Genomic DNA, 24,615 nt, shown 5'->3' with positions numbered 1-24,615 from the left:
CGTGGACGAAACATTTTCCACAAATTCAGTAGAAAAAGAACGACCTGTCTTTCTCATAATCTCTCAATCCTCTAGCTTCCACATTGCAAATCCAGCGGAATCATCTGTCGACGGTCGATGGGGAGTCACGCTTGAAAGGAAGACGAAAAACAAAAATGGCTTGCGCCTTAGGAGTCTACCGGTCGGACGCAGCATGGCCAAGCCTTCGCCCCCTGGGTTTCTGGTCCGCTCGACACCACCGATCGCGAAACAATGCAGCCAACCTCGGCAGAACCCTTGCAATGACCTGATGATATGGGCTTGCTGATCCCATGATACATTCCCAACCCGAAGCGATCCAATGAAAGAGCCTATATCAGATCAGATCCTTACCGCCGCCAGCGCGCTTTTTTATAGCGAAGGTATTCGCGCCGTCGGCATAGATCGAATCATCGAAGAAGCAAACGTTGCCAAGGCGACCCTCTATCGACACTTCCCATCCAAGGACCACCTCGTGGCAGCCTATCTCCAGGATCGCCACGACCGCGTCATTCGTTCGCTACAGGAGGTTTTGGATGCGGCAAGCATGCCGAGGGATCAGATCAAACTGATTTTCGAGCGCTTGTACGAAAAGGCCGACAGCCCGGAGTTTCGGGGCTGCGCCTTTGCACTTGCCGTCGCCGAGCACGGCGATTCAGAACGTGTCCTCACCGTCGCGCGAACGCACAAGAAGGTCGTGAGGGACATATTTCGCACCATCCTGTCGAGGGCCGATGTCAAGCCCGACCAGGCGGCTGCTCACCTTTCCCTTCTCTATGAAGGCGCCCTTGCCACGGTGGCGGTCGGACGCGATCCCCAGGCCGTTCTCGTCGCCCGGGACTGCGCGCTATCGGTATTCGACGCGGCAATCTACTCGACCACATCTCTTGAGAAGAACGGAACATGACAAAGACCATCGATTACTTCTTCGGCATTGGCTCTCCCTGGGCTTTTATCGGCCTCGAGCCATTTGCGGCGCTCGCCTCCGAGCATGGGGCATCGATCCGCCCCTATGTGATCCCGTTGATCGAGGACAATGGCGCGATCTATTCCCGCAACCGGCCGGAAGCGCGCCGCGCCTATTGGGTCAAGGACCTGAAACGTTGGGCCGCGCTGCGGGGTAAAACGCTGAACTTCGAAAACCGCGCCGCCCTTTCTGACCCGACCCCCGCCGGTTTCATGGTCATTGCCGCCATCGATGCGGGGCAAGACTGGCTCAGACTGACAAAGGCGCTTCAGGAGGCCTTCTGGACATGTGGCGAGGACATCGGCCGAGCCGAGGTTCGTCGCGCAATTGCGGATAAGGCAGGGTTCGACGGTGCAGTTCTGGAGCAGCGCGCTCAGGCCGAGGACGTGCAGGCGATCTGGAAATCGAACGCCGAGACCGCCAAGGCTGCCGGTGTCTTCGGGCTTCCAACCTTCCGATACGAAGACGAGTTGTACTGGGGACAGGACAGCCTGCCATTCCTCGAGCGCCATCTCAACGGCGACAAGATCGCCGCCTGATGGATCATCGAGCAGGCCGGCGCCAACAGCATCGGCCCGTTCGTCCCCCGCCAGAGCATCATCCGGAGCACTCCATGTCCATCACCCCCACCGAATGGCTGGCGGCGCATCCGGATAACCCTAGCCGCGTCATTCCTGAAGAGCGTCGAGGCGGCAAATGAGTGTTCTTTCTCCCGCTCTTTCGCAAACGCTTCGCATCCGTTTCGGCGATCGCTTCTCCATCTCGCAGGCCTTGCGCGAACAGCACGGCCGCGGTGAATCCTACCACACGCCCGCCATCCCGGATGCTGTCGTGTTTGCGGAAAGCACCGAGGACGTGGCCGAGATCGTCCGGCTCTGCGCGGCTGAAGACGTGCCGGTGATCGCGTTTGGCGCAGGCACCTCGCTCGAAGGCCATCTGACGGCGGTGCGCGGCGGTGTCTCGATCGATCTTTCACGCATGTCGCAGATCGTCCGCGTCAGCGCCGAGGACCTCGATTGCACCGTCGAGGCCGGTGTGAGCCGCGAGCAATTGAACACGCATCTGCGCGATATGGGCCTGTTTTTCCCGATCGATCCCGGCGCCAACGCCTCGATCGGCGGCATGGCCTCGACGCGGGCATCGGGGACGAACGCCGTGCGCTACGGCACCATGCGCGAAAACGTCCTGTCACTGACCGTCGTGCTGCCGAGCGGCCAGGTCATCCGCACCGGCGGCCGGGCGCGCAAGTCGTCAGCCGGCTACGATCTGACCCGACTGTTCGTCGGTTCCGAGGGTACGCTCGGCATCATTACCGAGGTGACGCTCAGGCTCTACGGCATCCCGGAGACGATTTCCGCAGCGCTCTGCTCGTTCGAAAGCGTCGAGCAGGCGGTCAATGCGGCGATTGCGGTCGTGCAGCTCGGCATTCCGGTTGTCCGCATGGAGTTGATGGACCGCGGCCTGATCGCGGCCGTCAACGCCTATTCCAATCTGTCGCTGAAGATCGAGGACACGCTCGCCTTCGAATTTCATGGCTTTCCGGCTGGGGTTCAGGAGCAGGTCGAAATGGTCAAGGCGATCGTCGAGGAGAATGGCGGCAAGGATTTCGAATGGGCAAACGCACCTGAAGAGCGCAACCGGCTGTGGAAGGCGCGTCACAACGCGTTCTACGCGGTCGTCTCCCAGCGGCCGCATGCCAAAGGCTGGTCATCCGACGTCTGCGTCCCTGTCTCACAGCTCAGCAGCTGCATCCTCAAGACGCGTGATCTTCTGCGCGGCTGCAGCGTTCCCGCCGCCATTCTCGGCCATGTCGGCGACGGCAATTATCACGTCGTCTTCGCTGTCGACCCGGGAAATCAGGCGGAACTCAATGAGGTTGCAGCCATCAACAAGAAGATGGTGCAACATGCAATCTCGGTGGGCGGCACCTCTACCGGCGAACACGGCGTCGGTACCGGCAAGATTGGCTATCTGCGCGGGGAACATGGCGATGCCGTCGATCTCATGGCCGTCATCAAGCATGCCATCGATCCGACAGGCATCATGAACCCAGGCAAAGTCTTGCCCGGATAGACGTCCGCAGTCCGTTGATAAACCCTTGTTTGCCTGGAGCTTTACAAATGAGTTCGTTTCAGCCCCATAGCTCCCACTGGGGCGCCTTTTCCGGCCGCTACGAAGATGGAAAGCTTGAAATCCGTCCCCATCCGGCCGACCCGCATCCATCGCCCCTGCTGGGCAATCTCGCCGCGATCGCCCATAGTCCGGCGCGCATCAGACGTCCGGCTGTCCGGCGCGGCTGGCTCGAAGGCAGCACCGGCAACGCGCAAAATCGCGGGGCAGACGATTATGTCGAAGTCAGCTGGCCGCAGGCGCTGGACCTCGTTTCGAAGGAGCTTCAGCGCGTTTACGCGGACTTCGGCCCGCGAGCCGTCTTCGGCGGGTCCTATGGTTGGTCGAGCGCCGGACGCTTCCATCATGCGCAGAGCCAGATCCATCGGTTTCTGAATGTGCTGGGCGGATATATCAGATCCGTCAACACCTACAGCTCGGGTGCGGCCATGGTCATCATCCCGCATGTCTTGGGACCCTACGACCATTTCGAGCGCAAGAGCGTCACCTGGGATGCCATCGAGCGGAGCAGCGAACTGGTCGTCGCCTTCGGCGGAATGGCGATCAAGAACACGGATGTGCATGGCGGCGGCATCAGTGCACATATCGTGCCCCGGACGCTGAATGGCGCGCACGCGCGCGGTGCGCGTTTTGTCCTCGTCAGCCCGTTGAAAGACGATTTTCCTGCTGACGTGAACGCCGAATGGCTGCCCATCTTGCCCGGCACCGACATAGCGCTGATGCTCGGCCTCGCGCATGTGCTTGCCAGCGAGGGATTGCACGACCGCCAATTTCTCGACCGCTATACGGTCGGCTACGAGCGCTTCGAAGACTACCTGCTTGGCCGGACCGATGGTGTCGAAAAGAGCCCGGAATGGGCGTCCCATATCTGCGGCATCGGCAAAGACACCATCAGGAAGCTCGCGCTTTCCATGGCGCGCGCCAGAACGCTGATCACCGTCAGCCATTCCCTGCAGCGTGCCGAGCATGGCGAGCAGCCGGTCTGGATGGGCATCGTGCTCGCCGCAATGCTCGGGCAGATCGGACTGGATGGCGGCGGCTATTCCTATTCGCTTGGCGCATTGGGCAATATCGGCAAACACCAGCTTGCCGTCCCACTGCCCACGCTCAGTCAATTCAAGAACGCCGTGCCGGATTTCATTCCCGTCGCGCGCATCGCCGACATGCTCCTCAATCCGGGCAGCGCGTTCAACTATAATGGTCAGGCGATGCGTTATCCCGACATCCGCCTCGTCTATTGGGCGGGCGGCAACCCATTCCATCACCATCAGGATCTCAACAGGCTGCGGGCGGCGTTCAGGAGGCCGGAAACCATCATCGTGCATGAGACGGCCTGGACGTCGTCGGCCCGTCATGCCGACATCGTGCTGCCGGCGACCACCACGCTCGAGCGGGACGACATCGGCGCGGCGGACCGCGATCCGCTGATGATCGCCATGAAAAAGTTGATCGAGCCGGTCGGCGAAGCGCGGGACGACTATGACATCTTTTCCGAGATAGCCCGCCGCCTCGGCAGAGCCGAAGAGTTCACCGAAAACCGCACCAGCAAGGAATGGCTCGCCTTTCTTTTCGAGACGACGCAAAAGGCGCTTGCTACCGCCGGACACGAAGCTCCCGACCTCGAGACGTTCTGGGAACGCGGAGAGATGCGCCTGCCGCTGAAGCCTGACGACGGCGGACCGGCGCGCGCCTTTCGCGATGATCCGTCCGGATCTCCGCTGCAGACGCCATCCGGAAAGATCGAGATCTTTTCCGAGACGATCGAGAGCTTCGGTTACGACGATTGCCGCGGCCATCCGCGATGGTATCCGGCCAAGCCGCAGTTAGAGGGCAATGCAAGCAGCTACCCGCTCCATCTGGTCTGCAATCAGCCGCATCAACGGCTGCACAGCCAGTTGGACTATGGCGATTTCAGCCGTTCCACCAAGATCAAGGGCCGGGAACCGGTCCGCATCAACCCGGCCGACGCGGCCGAGCGCGGCATCGCCGATGGCGACATTCTGAGGCTGTTCAACGCCCGCGGCAGCTGCCTTGCGGCGGCGGTGATAAGCGAGGACGTGAGACAGGGCGTGATGCAGCTTGCGACGGGTGCGTGGTTCGAACCGAACGACCCGACCGCCGAGAAGTCCATGTGCATCCACGGCAACCCGAATATCCTCACCCGCGACGTCGGAACCTCGCAATTGGCCCAGGGCTCGACCGGACAGCTTACCAGGGTGGAGGCGGAGCGGTTCGCCGGCGAACTGCCGCCGGTGCGGATCTTCGAGGGAATGAAGTTCGCAGACATATCGCGACAAGCCCGGAAAAGCTGATCCACACACACGCAGAAACCGAACAAAATAATCCATAAATTTAGTAGAAAAAGAACAACTGGTCTTTCTCCCTCCTGTTGCCCTGCTTAGGCTATGCGTCGTGATCTCCTTGGCAAACAATACAGGACCGCATTATGATCGAACGCTTTTCCCCGTTCTCCCTTCCCCGGCGTCGTCTGCTGATCGCCACGTCTGCACTGGCAATCGCCGCCTTGGTGGTAACGGCGGAGTTCAATCCGGCTCTGAGTGCCGATAGCCCACACAACGGCGGTGACATCACCTTCCTCATCGACTCGTTGGGCGATACCTGGATCCCGAACAACAGCGCCATCTCCAGTTTCCAAGGCCACATCTGGGGCCATGTGACCGATAAGCTCCTTTACGTCGACGCTGACGGCAAGGTCAGCCCCTGGATTGCCGAGCGCTGGGAACAGAACGACAAGGCCACCGAGTTCACGCTGCACCTGAAGAGCGGCGTAACCTTCTCCGACGGCACCCCGCTCGACGCATCCGCCGTCGTCGCCAACCTCGACATCTGGTACGCCGGCCGCAAGAGCGAGGGCATCAACCCGATCGGTCTCTTCCCGAAGACTTACGACCACGCCGAGGCAGTGGACGCGGCTACCGTGAAGGTCTTCTTCAAGGCGCCGACACTCGGCTTCATCCCGACCCTCGGCTACCACGGCTCGATCCTGATCTCCCCCAAGACCCTCGCGCAGCCTGCCGCCCAGCAGGCCGACCTCAGCAAGACCGCCGGCAGCGGCCCCTATGTGGTCGATTCCTGGAAGGAAGGCGACTTCGTCAAGCTGGTCAAGCGCAAGGACTACAATTGGGGTCCCGCCGCGGTCGGCCATACCGGCCCGGCCTATCTCGACACGATCACCTACAAGCTGGTGTCCGAGCCGTCGCTGCGCGTTGCCGCTGTTCAGTCCGGTCAGGCCGACGTCGCCTACAACGCCTCGCCGCAGGAGCTGGAATCTCTCAAGACAGAGGGCTTCACCACCGCGACACCACGTTATCTCGGCTTCGTGAACGGCTGGGCTGTCAACACCAAGCTTGCGCCATACGATGACGTGAAAGTACGCCAGGCCCTCCAGGCCGGCATCAATCGCCAGGAGATCATCGACACCGTCTATACGTCAGACTGGAAACTGGCGACCTCCTTCATCCAGAGCAACGTGCCGGGAGCGACCGACCAAAGCGCCCTGCTGGTCTACAACCCCGAAAAGGCCGAGAAGCTCCTGGACGAAGCGGGTTGGACAAAGGGCGCGGACGGCATCCGCACCAAGAACGGCCAGCCGCTGGTGCTGACGCTGCATTCCAACCCCTACCTCGCAACCTCGAAATCAGTCGATGAGCTTATCTCCCAGCAGCTCGGCAAAATCGGCTGGAAAGTCGCCATCCGTTCCTACGATGTCGTCACCTACGGCCAAAAGGTCAAATACGGCAGCCCGGCCGTGCCGGCCTATGAGGTGACCCGCAGCTTCATCGACGCCGGCACCGTCGCCAGTATCCTGACAAATGCCAACAACGGCGAGAACTGGTTCGCCCTCGACGAGAGCGACAAGACGCTCAACGAACTCCGGGACAAGATCGCCAGCGCCGGTTCCATCGAAAGCCGCAAACCGCTCCTCGACGAACTGCAGAAATACATCCTCGATCAGGGTTACTTCATCCCGCGCACACAGATCGTCCAGCGGATCTACGTGCAGTCTCCGAAGCTCAAGGGCGAAGTCTACAACGGCGTCGCCTATGCCAGCTACTACACGGCCACGAAAAGCGAATAATCCGCAATTCAACCGAGCAACGTAAGAAGGTGACGGCATGAGCAAAGCCTACCTCAACTACGCCGCAAAACGCCTCGTGCAGGCGATCGTCGTGATCCTGCTGGCTTATGTCTTCACCTTCGTCGTCGTCAGCATCCTGCCCGGCGACCCGATCACCAATGTCCTGAACAATCCTCAGAATGGCTTCACACCGGATGAGATCAAGGAGATCATCGCCGCCCAGGGCCTGGATAAGCCGATCCCGGTCCAGCTGTGGACGTCTTTTTCCGGCTTCGTGACCGGGGATCTCGGCCTGTCGATGCGGACCAACCGGCCCGTCTCGACCCTGATCGCCGAGGTGCTTCCGTCGACCTTGGTCCTTGCTTCCGCAGGTCTCGTCGTCGCGCTGCTGCTGTCGGCAGTGATCGCCTATGGCACGCAGTTTCTGCCAAAACGGCTCGGTCAGGGCCTGCTGCGGGGCTTCCCCTCCTTGTTCCTGTCGGTGCCGAACTTCGTGATCGGCCTGGTGCTGATCCATCTCTTCGGTTTCCAGCTCGGCGTCTTTCGCGTGATCGAGCCCGACAGCTTCTGGGCGACGCTTTTCGCGGCCATCGCGCTCGGCATCCCCATCTCGGCACAAATCGCCGAAGTGCTCATCGCCAATCTCGATCATGAGTCCGGGCAGGAATACGCCGCCGTCGCACGGGGCCGCGGCCTCGGGCAAATGCGCCTGTTCGCCAAGCACCTGCTCAAGCCGTCGTCGCTGCCGGTTATCACCGTCATCGCGCTCACCATCGGCGAACTGCTCGGCGGCTCGCTGATCACCGAGACGGTGTTCGGGCGCACCGGTCTCGGCAGCCTGGTGCAACGGTCGGTGAGCACGCAGGATCTGCCCGTCCTGCAGGCGGTCGTCTCGCTGGCAGCGGTGGTCTTCGTGATCGTCAACCTGATCGCGGATCTGACCTACCCACTGCTCGACCCGCGCGTAAAGCTTCTTGGCGCTCCCGAGCGCCGTCCAACCACGGCTGACGAAGGCTCCGCCGGCATTTCCAAGGCGGTGACGCTATGACCCTCGCCTCCGCCTCCTCTGCCTCGTATGTCACGGCGATCAGCCGCCTGACGGCGCTGCGCGTACCGCCGGTCGTCGCGCTGTCCTTCGCTATCGTCGCGCTTGCCATCGCCTGGTCTCTCGCCCCGAGCCTGTTCACCAGCTATGACCCGGTCAACGGCGTTCCTGCTCAAAAGCTGCTCGGCCCCAGTGCGGCGCACTGGTTCGGCACCGATCACCTCGGCCGCGACCTCTACACCCGCGTCGTCTACGGCACGGCCTCCTCGGTGGCGAGCGCGCTGATCGCCGTCGTCATCGGCGTTGTCGCCGGTGGCCTCATCGGCCTCCTGGCCGGCTTCTTCGGCGGCTGGGTGGACACCCTGTTCGCCCGCCTCGTCGACGTTCTGCTGGCTATTCCGAAATTCCTGCTGGCCGTCATCGTCGTCACCGCGATCGGCTTCGACACCACCAACGCCGCCATTGCAACAGGCGTTTCGGCGGTCGCCCTCTTCGCCCGGGTGATGCGCTCTGAGGTGATCAAAACCCGGCAGGCCACATTCGTCGAATCTTCCTTTCTGCTCGGTGGGTCGCGCTGGCACATCCTGTGGCGTCACGTGCTGCCGAATGCCTCGCGATCGGTGCTGCCGCTCGCCGTGCTGCAGTTCGGCGACTCGATCCTGGTGATCGCCAGTCTCGCTTTCCTCGGCTACGGCGACCCGCCGCCGGCCTCCGACTGGGGCCTGCTGATCTCGATCGGCAAGGACTACCTCAAATGGCCGTGGCTGGTTTACGCCCCCGCCTTCGTCACGATCGCAACCGTCCTCTCCGTGAACAGGATCAGCCGATGGCTTCGCAAAACAGACTGACTGAGCTTTTCGCCCACACCGACGCCACCGGGCTGCCGCTCCAGCGATCAGCCCCTCTGCTCCGGGTTGACGGGTTGTCGGTTTCCTACGGGCCGCACGAAGTCGTCAGCAACATCGGGTTTCAACTCGGCCGTGGCAAGAGCCTCGCCCTCATCGGCGAGTCGGGCTCGGGCAAGTCGACCATCGCCCGGGCGGTGTTGCGGCTGCTCCCCAGCGGTGGACGCGCTGCCGGCCGCGTCGAGTTCGACGGCCAGGAGATACTGGGACTCCCGGAGCGCCGTTTCCGGCCGCTCAGAGGACGGGCGATCGGGTTCGTCCCGCAGGATCCCGGCAACTCGCTCAACCCGGTGCGGACGATCGGCGCCCAGGCGATGGAGGCGGCAGCACTCGTCGACGAGCCCAATAAGGCAATCCGCAAGGCGCTCATCCTGGAGACCTTCGCCCAGGTCGGGCTCGACAATCCCCAACGGGTCTACGACTCCTACCCGCACCAGCTCTCCGGCGGCATGCTGCAGCGTGTGCTGATCGGCCTTGCGGTCCTGCCACGGCCGTCGCTGCTGGTCGCGGACGAGCCGACGTCGGCGCTCGACGTCACGATCCAGAAGCGTATCCTCGACCTGCTTTCCAAGTTGCAGCACGAGCTTGAGATCAGCCTGCTTCTCATCACCCACGACCTGGCGATCGCCGCCGAGCGGGCGGACTCGCTGGTGGTACTCAAGGACGGCGTCGTCCAGGAAGCCGGCAGCACCGCTTCCGTCTTCTCCGCGCCCTCGTCGACATACGCCAGGAAGCTGCATGCCGACGTCCCGGCCCTCAACCCCGATCGCTACCGTGCGCTGCGCGATCCCGGCTTCCGTTTCCTCGGAACCAAAGCCGACAAGGCACCGAAGATCGAAGTCAGCGGCGTCACGAAGACCTTCACGGTCGACGGCAAGGTTCTGACGGCCGTCAATGAGGTGTCGTTTGCCGTCCCGGCTGGCACCACACACGCGCTAGTCGGCGAATCCGGTTCGGGCAAGACGACGGCAATCCGGCTGCTGCTTGGGCTCGAGCAACCCGACATCGGCAATATCGCCGTCGCCGGCGAGCAGCTCGCCGGTCGCTCGCCCGAGTCCCTGCGCGCCGTATGGCGCCACCTTCAGCTCGTTTATCAGAACCCGTTCACCTCGCTGGACCCGACCTGGAAAGTCGAGCAGTTGGTGCGCGAACCGCTCGACCGGTTCAAGATCGGCACCCGCGAGGAACGATCCGCGCGGGTCCGCGAAGCGCTGGCCAATGTCGGGCTCGGCGAACATCTGCTTTCACGCAAGCCGGAGGCCTTGTCAGGTGGCCAGCGCCAGCGCGTGGCCATCGCCCGGTCACTGGTGCTCAAGCCCGACGTCATCGTGCTCGACGAGCCAACCTCCGCACTCGACGTCAGCGTCCAGGCCGACATCGTCGAGGTGCTGCTCTCGCTGCAAGCCAAGCTCGGCCTCACCTATGTCTTCGTCTCCCACGACCTGGCTCTGGTGCGCCAGCTTGCCCACACCGTCTCGGTGATGCAGCGTGGGCGCATCGTCGAGCATGGGACCGTCACCGACATCTTCGAACGCCCCAGGGAGCCGTACACACGCTCGCTGCTGGAATCGATCCCATCAGGCGCCGCTGCTATCGCCCGCGCGCCACACCCCAGACCGCAGCGGTTCGTCAACGAGGAAAAGATCGCATGACCATCGCCGCCCCTGCCATCCCCCTGCCCGCACCGTTTCGTCCGAAGCAGCGGCTCGGCTTCAACACCCGGGTGTCCTTCAACGACGACGCCGGGCCGGCGCAGGGGCTACGCGACGGGATCGAGCTGTTCAAGGCCGCCGAGCGACTGGGTTATCAGTCGGGCTGGGCCTACCAACGGCACTTCGACCACTACCTGTCGTCACCGCTTCCGTTCTTCGCCGCGGCCGGCCAGCATACCAGGCATATCACGCTCGGCTCGGCTGTTATCCCGATGCGCTACCAGGACCCCATCCTGCTCGCCGAGGCGGCCGGCACGACCGACCTTTTGATCAGCGGCCGCTTGGAGCTGGCCATCTCGACGGGCGCCAATGCGGCGTTCGACGCCGTCTTCGGTACGGCAGACACCGATGCCCGGACGGAAGCCAAACGCCGTCAGGCGCGCTTCCTCGCCGCGATCTCGGGTGAGGTTCTCCACACCGTCGCTGGGCAAGGCCAGGGCGCCCCGGAGGGTACTGAACTGCGGGTGACGCCGCACAGCCCGACCCTGCGCTCGCGGATCAGGCAGGGCTCGGCTAGTCTGGATTCGGCGGTGCAGGCTGCCAAGCTCGGAATCGGGCTCATCTCAGGCACAGTGCAGCACGACCACGACGAGGGCGAAACCTTCGGGGAGTATCAGGCTCGCTGCATCGCGGCTTTCCGTGCGACCTGGCGCGAGACGTGGAACACCCAACCGCCGCCAGTCGCCGTTGCCGCCTCAATCCTGGTCGGCACCACGGCCGAGCTTCGGGAGAAGTATGCAGCCTACGACCTCGAGCGCCGCACCCAGGGAATTGCCGCGTCCCGTCCCAAGGGGGCGCTGACGCCGGCCGCGCCAGCCAATCAGCCGCCCGGCATCCAGATCTCCCCGGTCTTCCAAGGCAGGCCCGACCAGGTGCTTGAGGCCGTGCTTGACGACCCAGGCCTTGCCTCCGCCGATGAGCTTGTGCTCTTCCTTCCCCCCGCCTTCGACCTTGCCGAAAACGTGCGGCTGCTGACGGACCTGGCAGACACGGTGGCCCCCAACCTCGGCTGGTCGCCTACCATTTGAACCACACTGATGCCAGCGGTCGAGCGTCGCCATTGCGGCTAGAGCAGCCATCAGGGTTTTCAATGGAGAAGGTGACCAACTCTTCCCCACCAGGCTGCGACGCGCGAATATTTTCTACAGTTTTAGTAGAAAAAGAAAGACCTGTCTTCCTATGGGATTTGTCACGCCATAACGTGAGGGCATGTTCGGCAACCCCGGGAGAAACGCTCACATGGCCACGGAATTCATCAGCGCAAGCTTTGCCAATGCCTCCAATGACCTCAACCCTATTCCCGACGCGCCGGTGGATGCGCGTTTTCTGGAGCGATACGCGCGCGCGCTCGACGATTACGGCTTCAACTACACGCTGATCCCCTATTCCTCGTCTTCCTTCGATCCGTTCACGCTTGGAGCGACGATCCTCGCACATACGAAAAAACTCAGCATCATCGTCGCCCTACGTCCGAACACGGTCTATCCGACGGTTGCGGCGAAATCGCTGGCGACGCTCGATCAGTTGAGCGGCGGGCGCGTCGTCGTTCACTTCATTGCCGGCGGCAGCGACGAGGAGCAGGCGCGTGAAGGCGACTTCCTCAATAAGGAAGAGCGTTACGAGCGGCAGGAGGAATATATTCGCATCTTGCGTCTGGCCTGGACGTCGACCGAGCCCTTTGATTTCGATGGGAAATATTACCAGTTCAAGCAGTTCCGCAGCGCCGTGCGTCCCACCAGGGGCCTCATCCCCATCTCGCTCGGCGGCTCGTCGGATGCGGCTTACCGGATCGGCGGTTCGCTGTGCGACATCTTCGGCCTATGGGGTGAGCCGCTTGCCGAAACCAAGCAGCAGATCGACCGGATTTACGACGAAGCCGCCAAGGCTGGCCGCGCAGATCGTCCGCGCATCTGGGTCACCTTCCGGCCGATCGTGGCCGAGACCGACGAATTGGCCTGGGCGAAGGCACATAAGGTTCTGGACCGGCTGAACGAGAACCGCGAGAAGGGCCTGAGCCGTGCGCCGCTTTCGGCTCCGCGTCCGGCCAATGTCGGCTCGCAGCGGCTGCTGGACATTGCGGCACGCGGACATGTGCAGGACCGCGCCCTGTGGTATCCGACCGTGACCGCCACCAATGCCAGCGGCGCCACCACCGCGCTGGTGGGTTCGCCGCGCACCATCGCCGATTCCATCCTCGATTATATCGATCTTGGCGCCGACCTGATCTCGATCCGCGGCTACGACAATTACAACGATGCCGTCGATTATGGCCGCTACATCCTGCCGCTGGTGCGTGACGGCATCCGCGAGCGGGAAGAGGCCAAAAAGAAAACGGCCGCCTGATGATCTCGGTCCGGTACGGTTGGACCATGCATTCAATCCCAGAACGAGCAGGCGACGCTGTCTTCATCGCGTCGGAGGATATCGCTCGGGCTTCCATCAGAAGGCTTCAACGACATGCCCCATGACACAACCGTCCTGAACGCAACCGCGCGGGTTCTAGCCGAGGCCGCTCCGGAAGCGGATCGTACCGGTCAGTTTCCATGGACGGGCATTCGTGCCGTTCATGAAAGCGGCCTTCTGGAAAGCACTGTCGCCGTCCGCTACGGCGGAGGAGGTGCCAACCTTGCCGACACGGCTCACATCCTAGCCGCCCTCGGGCGAGGCGATCCGTCGGTCGCGCTCATCAGCGCCATGACAATTTTCAACCATCTCGGCCAGGCCGGAAAAAACCATTGGCCGGAAGATCTCTACATCAGGCTGCTGGCGGAGGGAAAGCAGCGTCCGCTGCTGCTCAACGCCGCCCGCGTCGAGCCGGAACTGGGGTCGCCGGCGCGCGGCGGTCTGCCGGCAACGCGCGCCCGCCGCACGGCCAACGGCTGGTCGATCACCGGTCGCAAGCGCTTCGTGACCGGCGCGCATGGTCTCACGCATTTCCTCGTCTGGGCGCATACCGATGAAACCCCAACGCGGGTTGGAACCTTCGTCGTGCCGAATGGACTGCCTGGCATTCGCGTGATCGAAAACTGGAGCAGCCTCGGCATGCGCGCCACAGGTTCGCACGACGTCGAATATACCGACGTCGAGATCCCGGCAGAGGACGTGCTTGATCTCACCGACGCCACAGTTGCCCAACAGGACAATCGCGCCCATGCGGCGCTCACGCTGGCGCTGACCGCGCTCTATCTCGGCGTGGCGGAAGCCGCGCAGGCCGCGTTCATCCGCTTCGCGCATGAGCGGGTGCCGACCAATCTCGGCCATCCCATTGCCCGCACGGAGCGTTTCGTGACGCTTTCGGGCGAAATCGACCTGCTTGTCTCCGGCGCCCGCCAGATCATTTTTGGCGCGCTCGAAGCTGGCCAAACTGACGCGGAAAAATTCATAAGAGCCCGGCTCATTGCCGGCCGGCAGTTGCGCGAGGCAGTCCAGATCGCGGTGCGCGGCATCGGCAATCCGGGCCTGAGCGCCGACCTGGGGCTTGAACGGCATTTCCGGGACATCCAGTCCGTGCTCGTCCATGCTCCGCAGGAAGACGTATCGATTTCCATTCTGGGGCGCGCCGCCTTCGACCGGTGGAACCGGGATGAGACCGCCCTATCGAGCTATTCGACAGGCGTCCCCGTCCTTAAAACAGCCTGACGCGACGGGGACGGACCTCACCTCATGACCTTCCCACCTTCCCCTTCAGCCCTCCGGCCAACTCGCAGTGGACGAACATGACACGCTACATCATCATCGGCGCCGGCGCGGTCGGCGCAAGCCTTGCCGCCGAGTTCGAAACCCACGACATTCCTTACGTTCTGGTGGGACGCGGCGCTCAGATCGCTCATATCGCCGCCCATGGCCTTTCCTATCGCCGCCCGAGGGAAACCCGGGTGGTTCAGCTCAATGCGGTCGACACCGCAACGCCGCCCGTTCTGAAGCCGGACGATATCCTGATCCTCACGGTCAAGGCGCAGGATGTCGAAGCGGCAACCGATTTCTGGGCCTGGCGCGATGTGGATGGCGCAGGTCTCGCATCCGATCTGCCGCTGGTCACGCTCCAAAACGGGCTGGCGGCCGAGGATATCGCGCTGCGACGCTTCCATCGTGTTTACGCGGCCAGCATTCTCATTCCCGCGCGCTATACCGTGACCGGTGAGGTCGTCGTCGGCGGTGAACCGAATCTCGGCATCGTCACGCTCGGACGCTATCCGCACGGACTGGACGATACCGCATCGGCTGTTGTCTCCGACCTGACGAAGGCGGGATATCTGGCCGAAGCGCGTGCAGACATTCGCCGCTGGAAGGCCGCCAAACTGCAGCACAATGCGACTAACGCAGTCGAGCTTTTCGCCGGCACACCGGAGGTGCGCGCAAAAGCCGCCGCCGAATTGGCAGAAGAAGCCCGCACCGTCCTGAAGGCGGCGGGATACGATCTGGCGGCCCCTTCGGAACGGGCGATCGACATATCAGGCTGGCGCGTCGCCGAAGACAGCGGCATCGAACGCGGCCAGCAATCGACATGGCAGAGCTTCGTGCGCGGCACGTCAAGTGAGGTTGACTACCTGAACGGTGAGATCGTGCGGCTCGGACGTCTTCATGGCGTAGCCGCACCCCTCAACGCGGCCTTCCAACGAGCGGCGGCAAAGCTTGCACGCGATGGAGGCAAGCCGGGTTCGCTGGGCATTGAAGAGGTAGGACGGTTGGCGTGACCGAGGGACCAACAATTCAAGGCGGCTCTTCCTCCGAATGACAGAACAGAGAAAATATGTGGTCGGAATCACCGACCACATGATCGGCTCTCCGGACCTCGAGGCCGAGATGCTCGGCCGGGAGGTCGAGATCGACTTCTTCGCCACCACGGATGAAACGCTTTTCGCTGCCGATCGCCTCGCCCGGCTCGATGCCCTGATGGTCTGGGGCGCACGGCTCGGGCCGCGAAGCATCGCGCATTTGACCCGCTGCCGGGGCGTCGTGCGTTACGGCGTCGGTTACGAGAAGATCGATATCGAGGCCTTGGCGGCCGCCGGCATCCCCTTCGCCAACAACCCGGATTATGGCACCGAGGAAGTTGCCGACCACGCGGTCGCGATGATCCTGTCCCTGCAAAGACGGCTCTGGGAACATGATGCCCGCGCCCGTGGCTATCGGTCCGGATGGCAAGTCCACAGCCTCAAGCCGCTTTCCCGTTCAAACCGGGCCACTGTGGGCGTCGTCGGTGTCGGACGGATCGGAACGGCGGTCATCAACCGCCTGAAGCCCTTCGGCTTTCGCATCCTCGGCTATGATCCCGGCCAACCGCCTGGTCACGAAAAGGCGGTGGGATACGAGCGTGTCGACAATGCGGGCGATCTTTTCGCGCGCTCGGATATCCTCACGCTCCACTGTCCAGCCACGGAGGAGACACGCGGCATGCTCGACGCCAACGGACTTGCCCGGATGAAACCCGGAGCCATTTTGGTCAATACGGCGCGCGGCGAACTTATTGACGATCTCGATGCGCTTGAAACGTCCCTCAGAAGCGGCCACCTGGCAGCGGCCGCGATTGACATGCTGATGCAGGAACCGCCGGGCGACCATCCGCTGCTTTCGGCCTGGCGCAAACGTGAAGACTGGCTCGCGGGACGGTTGGTGATAACCCCGCACAATGCCTTTTACTCCGATCACGCCGCGGTCGAGATGCGCCAAAACGCAGCGCGGACGGTCAGAATATTGCTCGATGAAGGCAGGCTCCGAAATCGGATCACCGCCTGACGGCCTCCTGTGGTCCTGCCTATCCCAGTGCAGGCGCGGGCAAGACAGGTGATCGATTGCTTCTTTTTATCCGTGACATAAGTGTATCTCAATGCTGCGGTTGGGGATTGTTAATCAGAAATGCCTAATGTAAATCTTAGCGTGCACAAGTTGTGTGGGAGTCAAACTGCTACAATATCTGGTTAGGACATTCAGCAAGGGAGAGCCTCGGACATGCGGAAAATTCGTGCGGCCCACTCGGCCCTCGGAAAAACAGAGGCAGAGGCTTCGAGTTCGATCGACCGACTTTTGTTCTTTGACCGCGATCTCAATCCCGTCGAGAATTTGCTGGGCAATGAGCTGCCTGCTTCTGTCAAACCAGCAGCGTCCTTTTGGGAGCATTTTCCAGAACTGGACCAATCGGCGATTACGCTTGCGCTACGTTCACTGGGTGACAGTGCCCAGCCTTTGCGAATATCGGGCGACCTTGGCGAGCCTGGATCGCGCGGACTGACGATCTATCGGATCGGAGATCTGTTTGCCGTGGTGCGCTCCGAGGAAAGTCTCGATGATGAGCGTGCAACCCTTCTGCACCTGGCGACCCATGATCCCCTGACCGGACTGCCGAACCGACGACAGTTCAGCGAGGACCTCACAGTATTGCTGCAGGAGGCCGCAGGCGCGAACGAGACCCTGTCTTTGATGCAGCTCGACCTCGACGATTTCAAGCCCGTGAACGACACGCTTGGGCATCCGGCCGGCGACAAGGTCCTTCAATTTGCGGCAAGGCGTATTCAAGGCTGCCTGACCAGCGATGACAGAGCCTATCGACTGGCGGGTGACGAATTCACCGTTATTTCCATGGGCTCGGGACATCCGGCCAAGGGGCAGTGGCTAGCAGAAATTCTGGTTGCCGAATTCAAAAAGCCCTTCACGATAGATGGCATTGCCGTATTTGTTGGTACCAGCATCGGCATTTCCACCGCGCCATCGGACGGTGCAAGTCCGGAGCAACTGATGAAGGCGTCCGATCTCGCGCTCTATGCCGCGAAGAAAGACGGGCGCGGCCGGGCAAAAGCATTTGATCCCTCGATGCTTGAATCGCTGGAGCAACGCGAACTGCTGCGCCGCAGCCTTCGCATGGCCTTGGCCCAGCAGCAGTTCTCTGTCGAATACCAACCCATCTCAGAGGGCGGCTGCGTTGTCGGCTTCGAAGCATTGCTGAGATGGCACCATCCCCTGCTTGGAAAAATTTCACCGGCGGCATTTATTCCGATGGCCGAGGCCGATGGAATGATGCCGGAAATAGGAGCGTGGGTTTTAGAGCAGGCATGCCGCGAGGCGATGAAGTGGCCGCAGAACTACATCGTTGCCGTCAATTTATCGGCGGCCGAATTCCTGACCAGTGGCCTCACCGATCGGGTCTCCCAGACGCTCGACCTGGTCGGCTTGCCGCCCGACCGTCTGGAGCTTGAGATAACCGAAAGCGTGCTGCTCGAGCGGACCGTCAACAACATCGACACCCTGAATACGCTCAACGTGCTGGGGATACGAATCTCGCTTGATGACTTCGGCACCGAATATTCTTCGCTCAGCTATCTGAAGACATTCCCTTTCGACACGATCAAAATCGACAAATACTTCATCACCGATCTCGAAAGCGATCTGAAAAGCCAGGCAATCGTCCGCTGCATCGTGAACCTCGCCCATGACCTCGACATGCAGGTGACCGCCGAAGGAGTCGAGACGCCAGGTCAGGCCGAATGGTTGCGCGGCGTGGGCTGCGACAGGCTTCAAGGCTACTTGGTCAGCAGGCCGCTTCCGATCGAGGCAATTGGCGAGTTCCTCGCCAGAGCCGAAACATCCCTGAGCCCCGCGCTATCATAGTGAACAATCGATTTTCGGAATCAACCTGACGCCCCGGACAAACGAATGGAGGGTGTAGTGGAAAAGGAAGCATCTCGCTTCGATGACCATGCATTTGCGCCGATGGTATCGCTGGAAATGAATACCGCCATGTTCAAATCGCGATGGCAGTTTTGCGACAGGATCACGGAATATCTCTCCGACATTCTCGGCCAGGGTCACAACGATCCCGCTCGATATTCGAACTTTCTTTCCGTCGCAGCCAACGAGCTCATTGAACTCGCTTTCCGTTCAACGGGTGAGTTGGGAAGGATACGTTTCAGTCTCTATCGGAGCGCAGCATTCAATCGGCTGAGAATTGCGTTTCCCGGCGAGGAAGCATTTGGCCGCAAACAAACGAGTGCGAGATCAGGCGAATATCTGCCTGTCCCCGATACCGAGTCTGGATACTTGGTCATGAAATCCGATGGGACGGTTTTGCTCAGCGATTTGGCAACAATATTCCGCGCCGCTATCCGAATTGAGAAAGACGGCGGACAAGGGATTCAAATCATTGCGGATTTCCCCTCGGCCGAGGACTTCCGATGAACCTGCTGCTGCGACCTTTCACGGTTTATTTTGATCCGACAAATCAGGAGCTGGTGCTGTCTGGCAAGATGCGGCCCGAAAGTGCCGCTGAGATTGGCGATGCTCTCGAACTGGTGCAGCAAAGTTTGGAAAAATACGGCGGGGTCGTTTACCTCAACGTCAAACGTCTGACGCATATCAACATGACTGCCTTCTCTGCCCTGTCGGATGTCCTCGCGGCAACCTGCCGGGCCAGGCCGGAACGGAAGATCGTCATCGTTACGTCAAGCGTGGTGGCATGGTCGACCTCGTTATTCCAAACGCTTGCGGCATCACAACCAAACTTGTCGGTCGAGGTCTACGATTCGGCATTCTATCCGGGCCAGAGCTTTGTCGAGGATGAGACTTTCATTCCCATCCTCCGCACCCAGACGAAAATGACATGGCGACATGAACGCGAACTGCTGCCGCGCCACGGCCTGCGCAACGGTCTTGCCATCGCCGATATCTGCTGTGGAATAGGTGATTTCGCGGCCTTGGTTCAACGGGAATTCAAACCGGCACGCCTTGTCGCGCTGGATCATTCGGTGCGCAGCCTCGAATATGCGCGCAGGGTCGCTACCGACTTCGATCTACAGGGAATCGAGTACACCTATGGCGACGCCTCGCAAATGTTGCTGCGAGACAATCAATTCGACTTTGTGACCTGCCGTCATTCGCTGCAGATTTTCAACCGTCCCGAGATGCTCCTGCGGGAGCTTTACCGCATCTGCAAGCCCGGCGGCCGCGTCTACATCACCAACGAAAAAAATTCTCATTGCCTTGGGGAGCCACATGCTGACACGATAAAATGGACTTACGAGGAGGTCGCCAAACTGTTCAGCCACTTCGACATGGATGTCGAGATGGGGCCGAAAAGCCGCCATCTCCTTGCCGATGCAGGCTTCGACAACATCAAGGTGGATTGTTTTATGGTAACGAACCTCGACGGCGATCCCCAAGACTTCGCAGACGTCATCGAAGCTTGGGAAAATGTCTACGCCGGTGAGATGGCCGTCCGGCGGGGCGACTCAATAGATTTCATTCGCCGGTTCCGGCAGGGATTCAAGGACCATGTCTTTGCCGCTCTTCACCCCAAGGGTTATGCGGGCTGGCCCATCTGGGCGGCCTCCGGGCGAAAGCCGCTGTGATGGACGCACGCTCATCGAAAAGACCGGCAAGATTGGGCTCATTTCGGGCAAAGTTCATCCTGGTCGTCGGTGGAGCCGTTCTCTTCGACTTGCTGGTCAGCGGTGGACTGGCGCTTTGGAACGTTCAGAGACTGTCGCGCGACGCAACCCTCGAAGTCGGCCAAGGTCTTGAAGCGGCAAGCCAGGAATACATTCGCACATATGCTGATTCGACCGCGGCGCAGGTAAGTTTGCTCCTGCGGCAGGTTCATAACGACGTCGGCACCTTGGCAGGGGTGCTCCAGGCGCAGATCGATGATCCCGAGCGCAATTCCGACGTCGGCGCGGCGATCGCTCGCACATCTCCCGGCAGCGTCAGCCTGTCCTACGATCAAAAGACGAACTGGTCTCAGAACGCTCCGGGCTCCGCCTCGGTTGTGAGCGTTTGGGGTTACTTGCTCGGACAAGACCATCAGCCAAGGCCCGACGTCCAGAGCGATATCCAGACCAGTGCGGTTCTCGACCTTGTTGCGCCGAGCCTGCTGCAGCGCGGTGCTTCGAAGCTGCAGATGTATTTCATCGGCTCGAAAGAACGACCAATCTTCAGGACGGCGCCTTACACCGACCAGGCTCAGACCTTCGACCGCCTTTATCCCGGACACAACGAGGCCAATTTCTGGGACTTCTTTTTTCCCGGACTTTACGAGTCCTGGCAGGGCTGGGCCAAGGACATGAAAACGCGGCCGGTCGCGGACGATATAACACAGACTGCGCCATATACGGACGCCATTACCGGGAAACTGATCGTTTCTTTCTTTCAGCCACTGTGGACCGCCGACAGGAAGGATGTCGCCGGGACGGCCGGTGCGGACATCACACTCGACCAGCTCGCGCAGACTGTTGAAAATGTGAAAGTGGCCCAGTCCGGCTTTGGATTTCTCGCAATGTCCGACGGAAATGTTGTGGCGATCAACAGCACGGGCGAAAAAACTCTCGGTCTGCGTTCTGCGAGCGATGCGAGCGGAGCCGGAGTGACTGGACTGGAGCGCTCCCTCAAGGGAAGCGCCCAGCCTGCGATCGCAAAACTGGCCCTTGACCGCGAACAGGGCATCCAACATTTGATGTTGCAGCAGGACGGTAACGAGGTCCCCTATATCGTTATCGTCAAAAGACTCCCTGCGACCAATCTCTGGGTCAGCGGCCCGGTGCGGCAAGAGGCGATGTCTCTTGGAGTCGTTGTGCCCGAACGAGAAATCGAAGCCTCGCTCTATGCGGCCCAGGCCAAGATTTCAGAGGCTACGAACCGGATCGTGCTCTACCAAATTCTCGCGATCTTACTGTCGCTGCTGGTTGTGACGATCGCGGTATTTGCGGCTTCGAAACGAATAACGGGCGGGATCAGTGCACTTGCAGATGCAGCCAAGCGGATTCAGGCGAAGGACTATTCGGTCAGGGTGGCCATATCGAGCAAAGACGAGGTCGGTGAGGCTGGCGAAGCATTCAATCGGATGGCTGAGCAGATCAGCTATCACACCGAAAATCTCGAGCAACTCGTCGAAGAGCGAACTGCTCAAATCGAAGATGCAAAGGAAGAGATTTCGACGCTGAACGCACAGCTCGAGCGAGAAAATCGACGTCTTGGAACCGAGCTCGCCGTCGCCGAGAGAATCCAGCTCATGGTCCTTCCGCTGCATCAGGAGCTCGAGGAGTTTCAAGCCCTCGAGATCGCCGCCTATATGAGGCCGGCCGAAGAAGTCGGCGGCGATTATTACGACGTATTGAAGAACGGAAATCGGTTGAAGATCGGCATCGGCGACGTCACCGGACACGGGCTCGAAAGCGGCGTGCTGATGCTGATGGTTCAGTCCGTTGCCCGCGCCCTGCAGGAAGCCGGAAACACCGATGCCGTCAAATTTCTCACAGACCTGAACAGCGCCCTGTTTAAAAATATCGTCAGGACCAAAATCGACAAGCATCTCACTCTGGCGTTTCTTGACTACGACGGTAAAGAGATGATTCTATCAGGACAACACGAGGAAGTTGTGATTGTGCGGGCGAACGGCGATGTCGAGCGCATAGACACCATGGATCTGGGCATGCCGATCGGGCTGGAAGCCGATATTTCTGCGTTCATCAAAACCCGTGAGATAGCGTTCGCGACGGGGGATCTCATACTCTTGCATACGGACGGCGTAACAGAAGCAGCAAACGACGGGGGAGAACTCTTTGGCATTGAACGTCTCTGCCGCGAAGCACGTCGTTTGAAGGATCAGAGTGCTGAGAAAGTCGTTTCCGGAATTGTAGCGGCATTGATGCGCTTTGTCGGATCGCAGAAGATTTACGACGACATCACGCTTCTCGCAGTGCGGCATAGGTGAGACAATGACGCCAACGGTATACGGCAAGGAATCTCTGGCGGGCATAAGCTTAGGTTCGGCCACTCGCCTCACGTTAAGCGATGGACCTCTTCAGCTTGGATGGAAGCACTCGGGAATGACGGCGGACTTCATAGCGGAAGTCATGGCTCTGCCCTATTCACGTTCAAGGAAAGATTACACGCAGGCGCATCATGACATCGGATATCTCAGCAATGAGCTGATTGAAAATGCCGTCAAGTTTCGACAACCTGGGGAGATCCTCATTGAAGCCGGCATATTCGACGGAGCCTTTTTGATAAGGGTCAAGAACACGATCGATGGCGTGACATCGTCCCGCTTCCAGCAATTGCTGCATCGCCTCCAATCGAAAGATCCCGGGGAACTTCTTCTTGAGCAAATCGAAACCAACGCCATATCGGCAACGAGCGGTTCGGGCTTGGGATTGCTCACCCTTCTGAGCGACTACGACGCAAAAATGGCTTGGGCATTCGAAGAGAACAATGACCAGCGTATCATACTGACGACGACTGCAGCTGTGGCGATGCCGCCCTCCTCCAATCTGTGAGCGAAGAATGGAAATCAGCGACGAAAACTTCCGCGTATGGGCGGAAAGAAACCAGGTATATTTCGACGGCGTATTCCGGCTGGCCGGACCGGACGCCTATGCACCCATTTATTCATTGATTTCGGGTCTGCTCCATGAGGGACACAAACAGGTGACGTTCAACCTGACGGGTCTCGAGTTCCTCAATTCCTCCGGCATAAATCTGTTGGCCAAGCTGACGATCGAAGCCAGAAAGATGGGCGATCTCCTGCTCGTCATCAAAGGCACCAATCAATATCCCTGGCAAGCTAAGTCTCTGCCGAACCTGAAGAAGTTACATCCGCTTATTGATTTACGTCTGGGGTGATTGCGCCGCCGCCTCTCGTGCGCGATCTGCATGTCGATCATTTCGACGGCGCGGACACGTTTGAAGACCCTCCATCCAAAGGACGCTGCGTACGCAATCCTTGGTTCTGACAATCTGCGATGTCTCAGCTTCCGGCCGACTGAGAAAAATCCACCGGCGGCGGATCGCCGGCTCCAAGGTTCCGGTAAAAGATCGTCCGGTGTTCAGCTGCCTCAGCCGCGCCGAGCACCTACTCCCTTTTCACGGCGTGTCGCCACATCAGCCCAACCTGGCTGACGATGTGGATTTATCAAATATTTCAACTTGTTTAGGACCATAGTCCCGACCGACGTCGGACCTCGTGCCGATGTGCGATACGCAATCAGCGTCTAACCTCTCACATCTCCCTATGCAGTGCAGTTGCACCGCACTTGATGATCTGACTCGGAGGAAAATGATGCGGATAGCAACCTTAGCGTCCTTGGCCGTGCTCTCGCTGGCTCTTGCAGCAAGCCCGGCTACGATTGCCGGGATCGACATTGCCGCGCTGGCAAAAGACGGTGGGAACGGCGGGGGCAATGGTGGTGGCAACGGGGGCGGTCATGGCGGCGGCAACGGAAATAGCGGCAGTCACGGCAACGGCAACCAGGGTAGCGGTTCAACCCATGGCAGCTCTAAATCCTCAGGCGTGAAAGGCAAATCCACCGAAGCAGGAAGCAAGTCCAAATCCGCGAAGGCTGATGGGACCAAAACCGTCACGAAAGAAAAGAACCTGTCGGCGCAGATGGCAGGCCTGAACTCCCTGAAGCGAAATTACCGGGCGCTGATGCATACGTCGGACCCGCGCATGACCGCCATCGCGGCCTATGCCATGGCTTATGCCCAGTATGAACTCGACAATGGCATCGAGCCCGCCGCCGATGACCCTCTATTGGGGGACGAGGCGCTGGAGGACGCATTGGCTTCCGCAACGAAAACCGGCCAGGTCAGCCCGGCGGTTTTGGCCGAAGCCAAGTCAATCCTCGGGGTTGGCGAGGCGAACGGGAAGATCGATCAAATCCGCGCCTCGCTGGAGAACGCCGCGCCGGAGACATCCGAGGAATAGCCTATAAACAGGTGCGAGCAGTGTGGAGCTGACAAGTATGGCTCCGCAC

General features: G+C 60.6%; 20 protein-coding genes and 1 pseudogene. All 21 read left to right on the top strand.

Annotated elements, in window-relative coordinates:
• The first annotated feature begins 340 nt into the window (after positions 1-340).
• The 21 genes and pseudogenes from FHT75_RS03795 to FHT75_RS03700 all read left to right on the top strand — a co-directional run bounded on the left by FHT75_RS03795 (position 341) and on the right by FHT75_RS03700 (position 24,566).
• Positions 341-925, top strand: coding sequence for a TetR/AcrR family transcriptional regulator (locus FHT75_RS03795; protein ID WP_063475177.1), 585 nt, complete (start codon positions 341-343; stop codon positions 923-925).
• A complete protein-coding gene (locus FHT75_RS03790) occupies positions 922-1,524 on the top strand; it encodes a 2-hydroxychromene-2-carboxylate isomerase (protein WP_063475178.1) in 603 nt (200 codons plus the stop codon). The genes FHT75_RS03795 and FHT75_RS03790 overlap by 4 nt, the downstream gene beginning before the upstream one ends.
• Before the next feature lie 157 nt (positions 1,525-1,681).
• Positions 1,682-3,058 carry an FAD-binding oxidoreductase gene (locus FHT75_RS03785; RefSeq protein ID WP_183844640.1) on the top strand — a complete coding sequence of 459 codons (1,377 nt, stop codon included), beginning with the start codon at positions 1,682-1,684 and terminating at the stop codon, positions 3,056-3,058.
• Between the two features lie 47 nt (positions 3,059-3,105).
• Positions 3,106-5,427, top strand: coding sequence for a molybdopterin guanine dinucleotide-containing S/N-oxide reductase (locus FHT75_RS03780; RefSeq protein WP_028758198.1), 2,322 nt, complete (start codon positions 3,106-3,108; stop codon positions 5,425-5,427).
• A gap of 134 nt (positions 5,428-5,561) precedes the next feature.
• Positions 5,562-7,214: an ABC transporter substrate-binding protein gene (locus FHT75_RS03775; protein WP_183844639.1), complete on the top strand. Its 1,653-nt coding sequence runs from the start codon at positions 5,562-5,564 to the stop codon at positions 7,212-7,214.
• 37 nt (positions 7,215-7,251) lie between these two features.
• Positions 7,252-8,262, top strand: a complete 1,011-nt coding sequence (locus FHT75_RS03770; protein WP_028758196.1) for an ABC transporter permease — start codon at positions 7,252-7,254, stop codon at positions 8,260-8,262.
• Positions 8,259-9,107 (top strand): ABC transporter permease, encoded by an 849-nt coding sequence (locus FHT75_RS03765; protein WP_047610629.1) that lies wholly within the window; start codon positions 8,259-8,261, stop codon positions 9,105-9,107. Before FHT75_RS03770 ends, FHT75_RS03765 begins: the two co-directional genes overlap by 4 nt.
• The gene (locus FHT75_RS03760) at positions 9,086-10,816 is read left to right on the top strand and encodes a dipeptide ABC transporter ATP-binding protein (RefSeq protein ID WP_183844638.1); all 1,731 of its coding nucleotides are present in this window, start codon (positions 9,086-9,088) and stop codon (positions 10,814-10,816) included. The genes FHT75_RS03765 and FHT75_RS03760 overlap by 22 nt, the downstream gene beginning before the upstream one ends.
• Entirely contained in the window at positions 10,813-11,904 is a 1,092-nt protein-coding gene (locus FHT75_RS03755) for an LLM class flavin-dependent oxidoreductase (protein WP_183844637.1), read from the top strand. The genes FHT75_RS03760 and FHT75_RS03755 overlap by 4 nt, the downstream gene beginning before the upstream one ends.
• A gap of 211 nt (positions 11,905-12,115) precedes the next feature.
• The gene (locus FHT75_RS03750; RefSeq protein WP_168333977.1) at positions 12,116-13,219 is read left to right on the top strand and encodes an LLM class flavin-dependent oxidoreductase; all 1,104 of its coding nucleotides are present in this window, start codon (positions 12,116-12,118) and stop codon (positions 13,217-13,219) included.
• Positions 13,220-13,333: 114 nt separating this feature from the next.
• A complete protein-coding gene (locus FHT75_RS03745) occupies positions 13,334-14,515 on the top strand; it encodes an acyl-CoA dehydrogenase family protein (RefSeq protein ID WP_028758191.1) in 1,182 nt (393 codons plus the stop codon).
• Positions 14,516-14,592: 77 nt separating this feature from the next.
• Positions 14,593-15,570, top strand: a complete 978-nt coding sequence (locus tag FHT75_RS03740) for a ketopantoate reductase family protein (RefSeq protein WP_028758190.1) — start codon at positions 14,593-14,595, stop codon at positions 15,568-15,570.
• 37 nt (positions 15,571-15,607) lie between these two features.
• Entirely contained in the window at positions 15,608-16,612 is a 1,005-nt protein-coding gene (locus FHT75_RS03735) for a C-terminal binding protein (RefSeq protein ID WP_183844636.1), read from the top strand.
• A gap of 213 nt (positions 16,613-16,825) precedes the next feature.
• Positions 16,826-18,478 (top strand): putative bifunctional diguanylate cyclase/phosphodiesterase, encoded by a 1,653-nt coding sequence (locus FHT75_RS03730; RefSeq protein ID WP_028758188.1) that lies wholly within the window; start codon positions 16,826-16,828, stop codon positions 18,476-18,478.
• A gap of 57 nt (positions 18,479-18,535) precedes the next feature.
• Positions 18,536-19,045, top strand: coding sequence for a hypothetical protein (locus FHT75_RS03725; RefSeq protein ID WP_028758187.1), 510 nt, complete (start codon positions 18,536-18,538; stop codon positions 19,043-19,045).
• Positions 19,042-20,214: a class I SAM-dependent methyltransferase gene (locus FHT75_RS03720; RefSeq protein ID WP_028758186.1), complete on the top strand. Its 1,173-nt coding sequence runs from the start codon at positions 19,042-19,044 to the stop codon at positions 20,212-20,214. Before FHT75_RS03725 ends, FHT75_RS03720 begins: the two co-directional genes overlap by 4 nt.
• Positions 20,214-22,571, top strand: coding sequence for a SpoIIE family protein phosphatase (locus FHT75_RS03715; protein ID WP_168333974.1), 2,358 nt, complete (start codon positions 20,214-20,216; stop codon positions 22,569-22,571). Before FHT75_RS03720 ends, FHT75_RS03715 begins: the two co-directional genes overlap by 1 nt.
• 4 nt (positions 22,572-22,575) lie before the next feature.
• Positions 22,576-23,136 (top strand): slr1658 superfamily regulator, encoded by a 561-nt coding sequence (locus FHT75_RS03710; protein WP_028758184.1) that lies wholly within the window; start codon positions 22,576-22,578, stop codon positions 23,134-23,136.
• A gap of 7 nt (positions 23,137-23,143) precedes the next feature.
• Positions 23,144-23,482: a slr1659 superfamily regulator gene (locus FHT75_RS03705; RefSeq protein ID WP_028756789.1), complete on the top strand. Its 339-nt coding sequence runs from the start codon at positions 23,144-23,146 to the stop codon at positions 23,480-23,482.
• A pseudogene (locus FHT75_RS35715) lies at positions 23,482-23,592 on the top strand (GFA family protein); the annotation flags it as partial. The gene FHT75_RS03705 and the pseudogene FHT75_RS35715, both read left to right, overlap by 1 nt.
• Positions 23,593-23,918: 326 nt before the next feature.
• The gene (locus FHT75_RS03700) at positions 23,919-24,566 is read left to right on the top strand and encodes a hypothetical protein (protein WP_028756790.1); all 648 of its coding nucleotides are present in this window, start codon (positions 23,919-23,921) and stop codon (positions 24,564-24,566) included.
• Positions 24,567-24,615: the final 49 nt, after the last annotated feature.

The organism is Rhizobium sp. BK112, from assembly GCF_014193215.1.
GTDB classification, from domain to species: Bacteria; Pseudomonadota; Alphaproteobacteria; order Rhizobiales; family Rhizobiaceae; genus Rhizobium; species Rhizobium anhuiense.
This window is presented reverse-complemented; position numbering and strand designations above follow the sequence as displayed.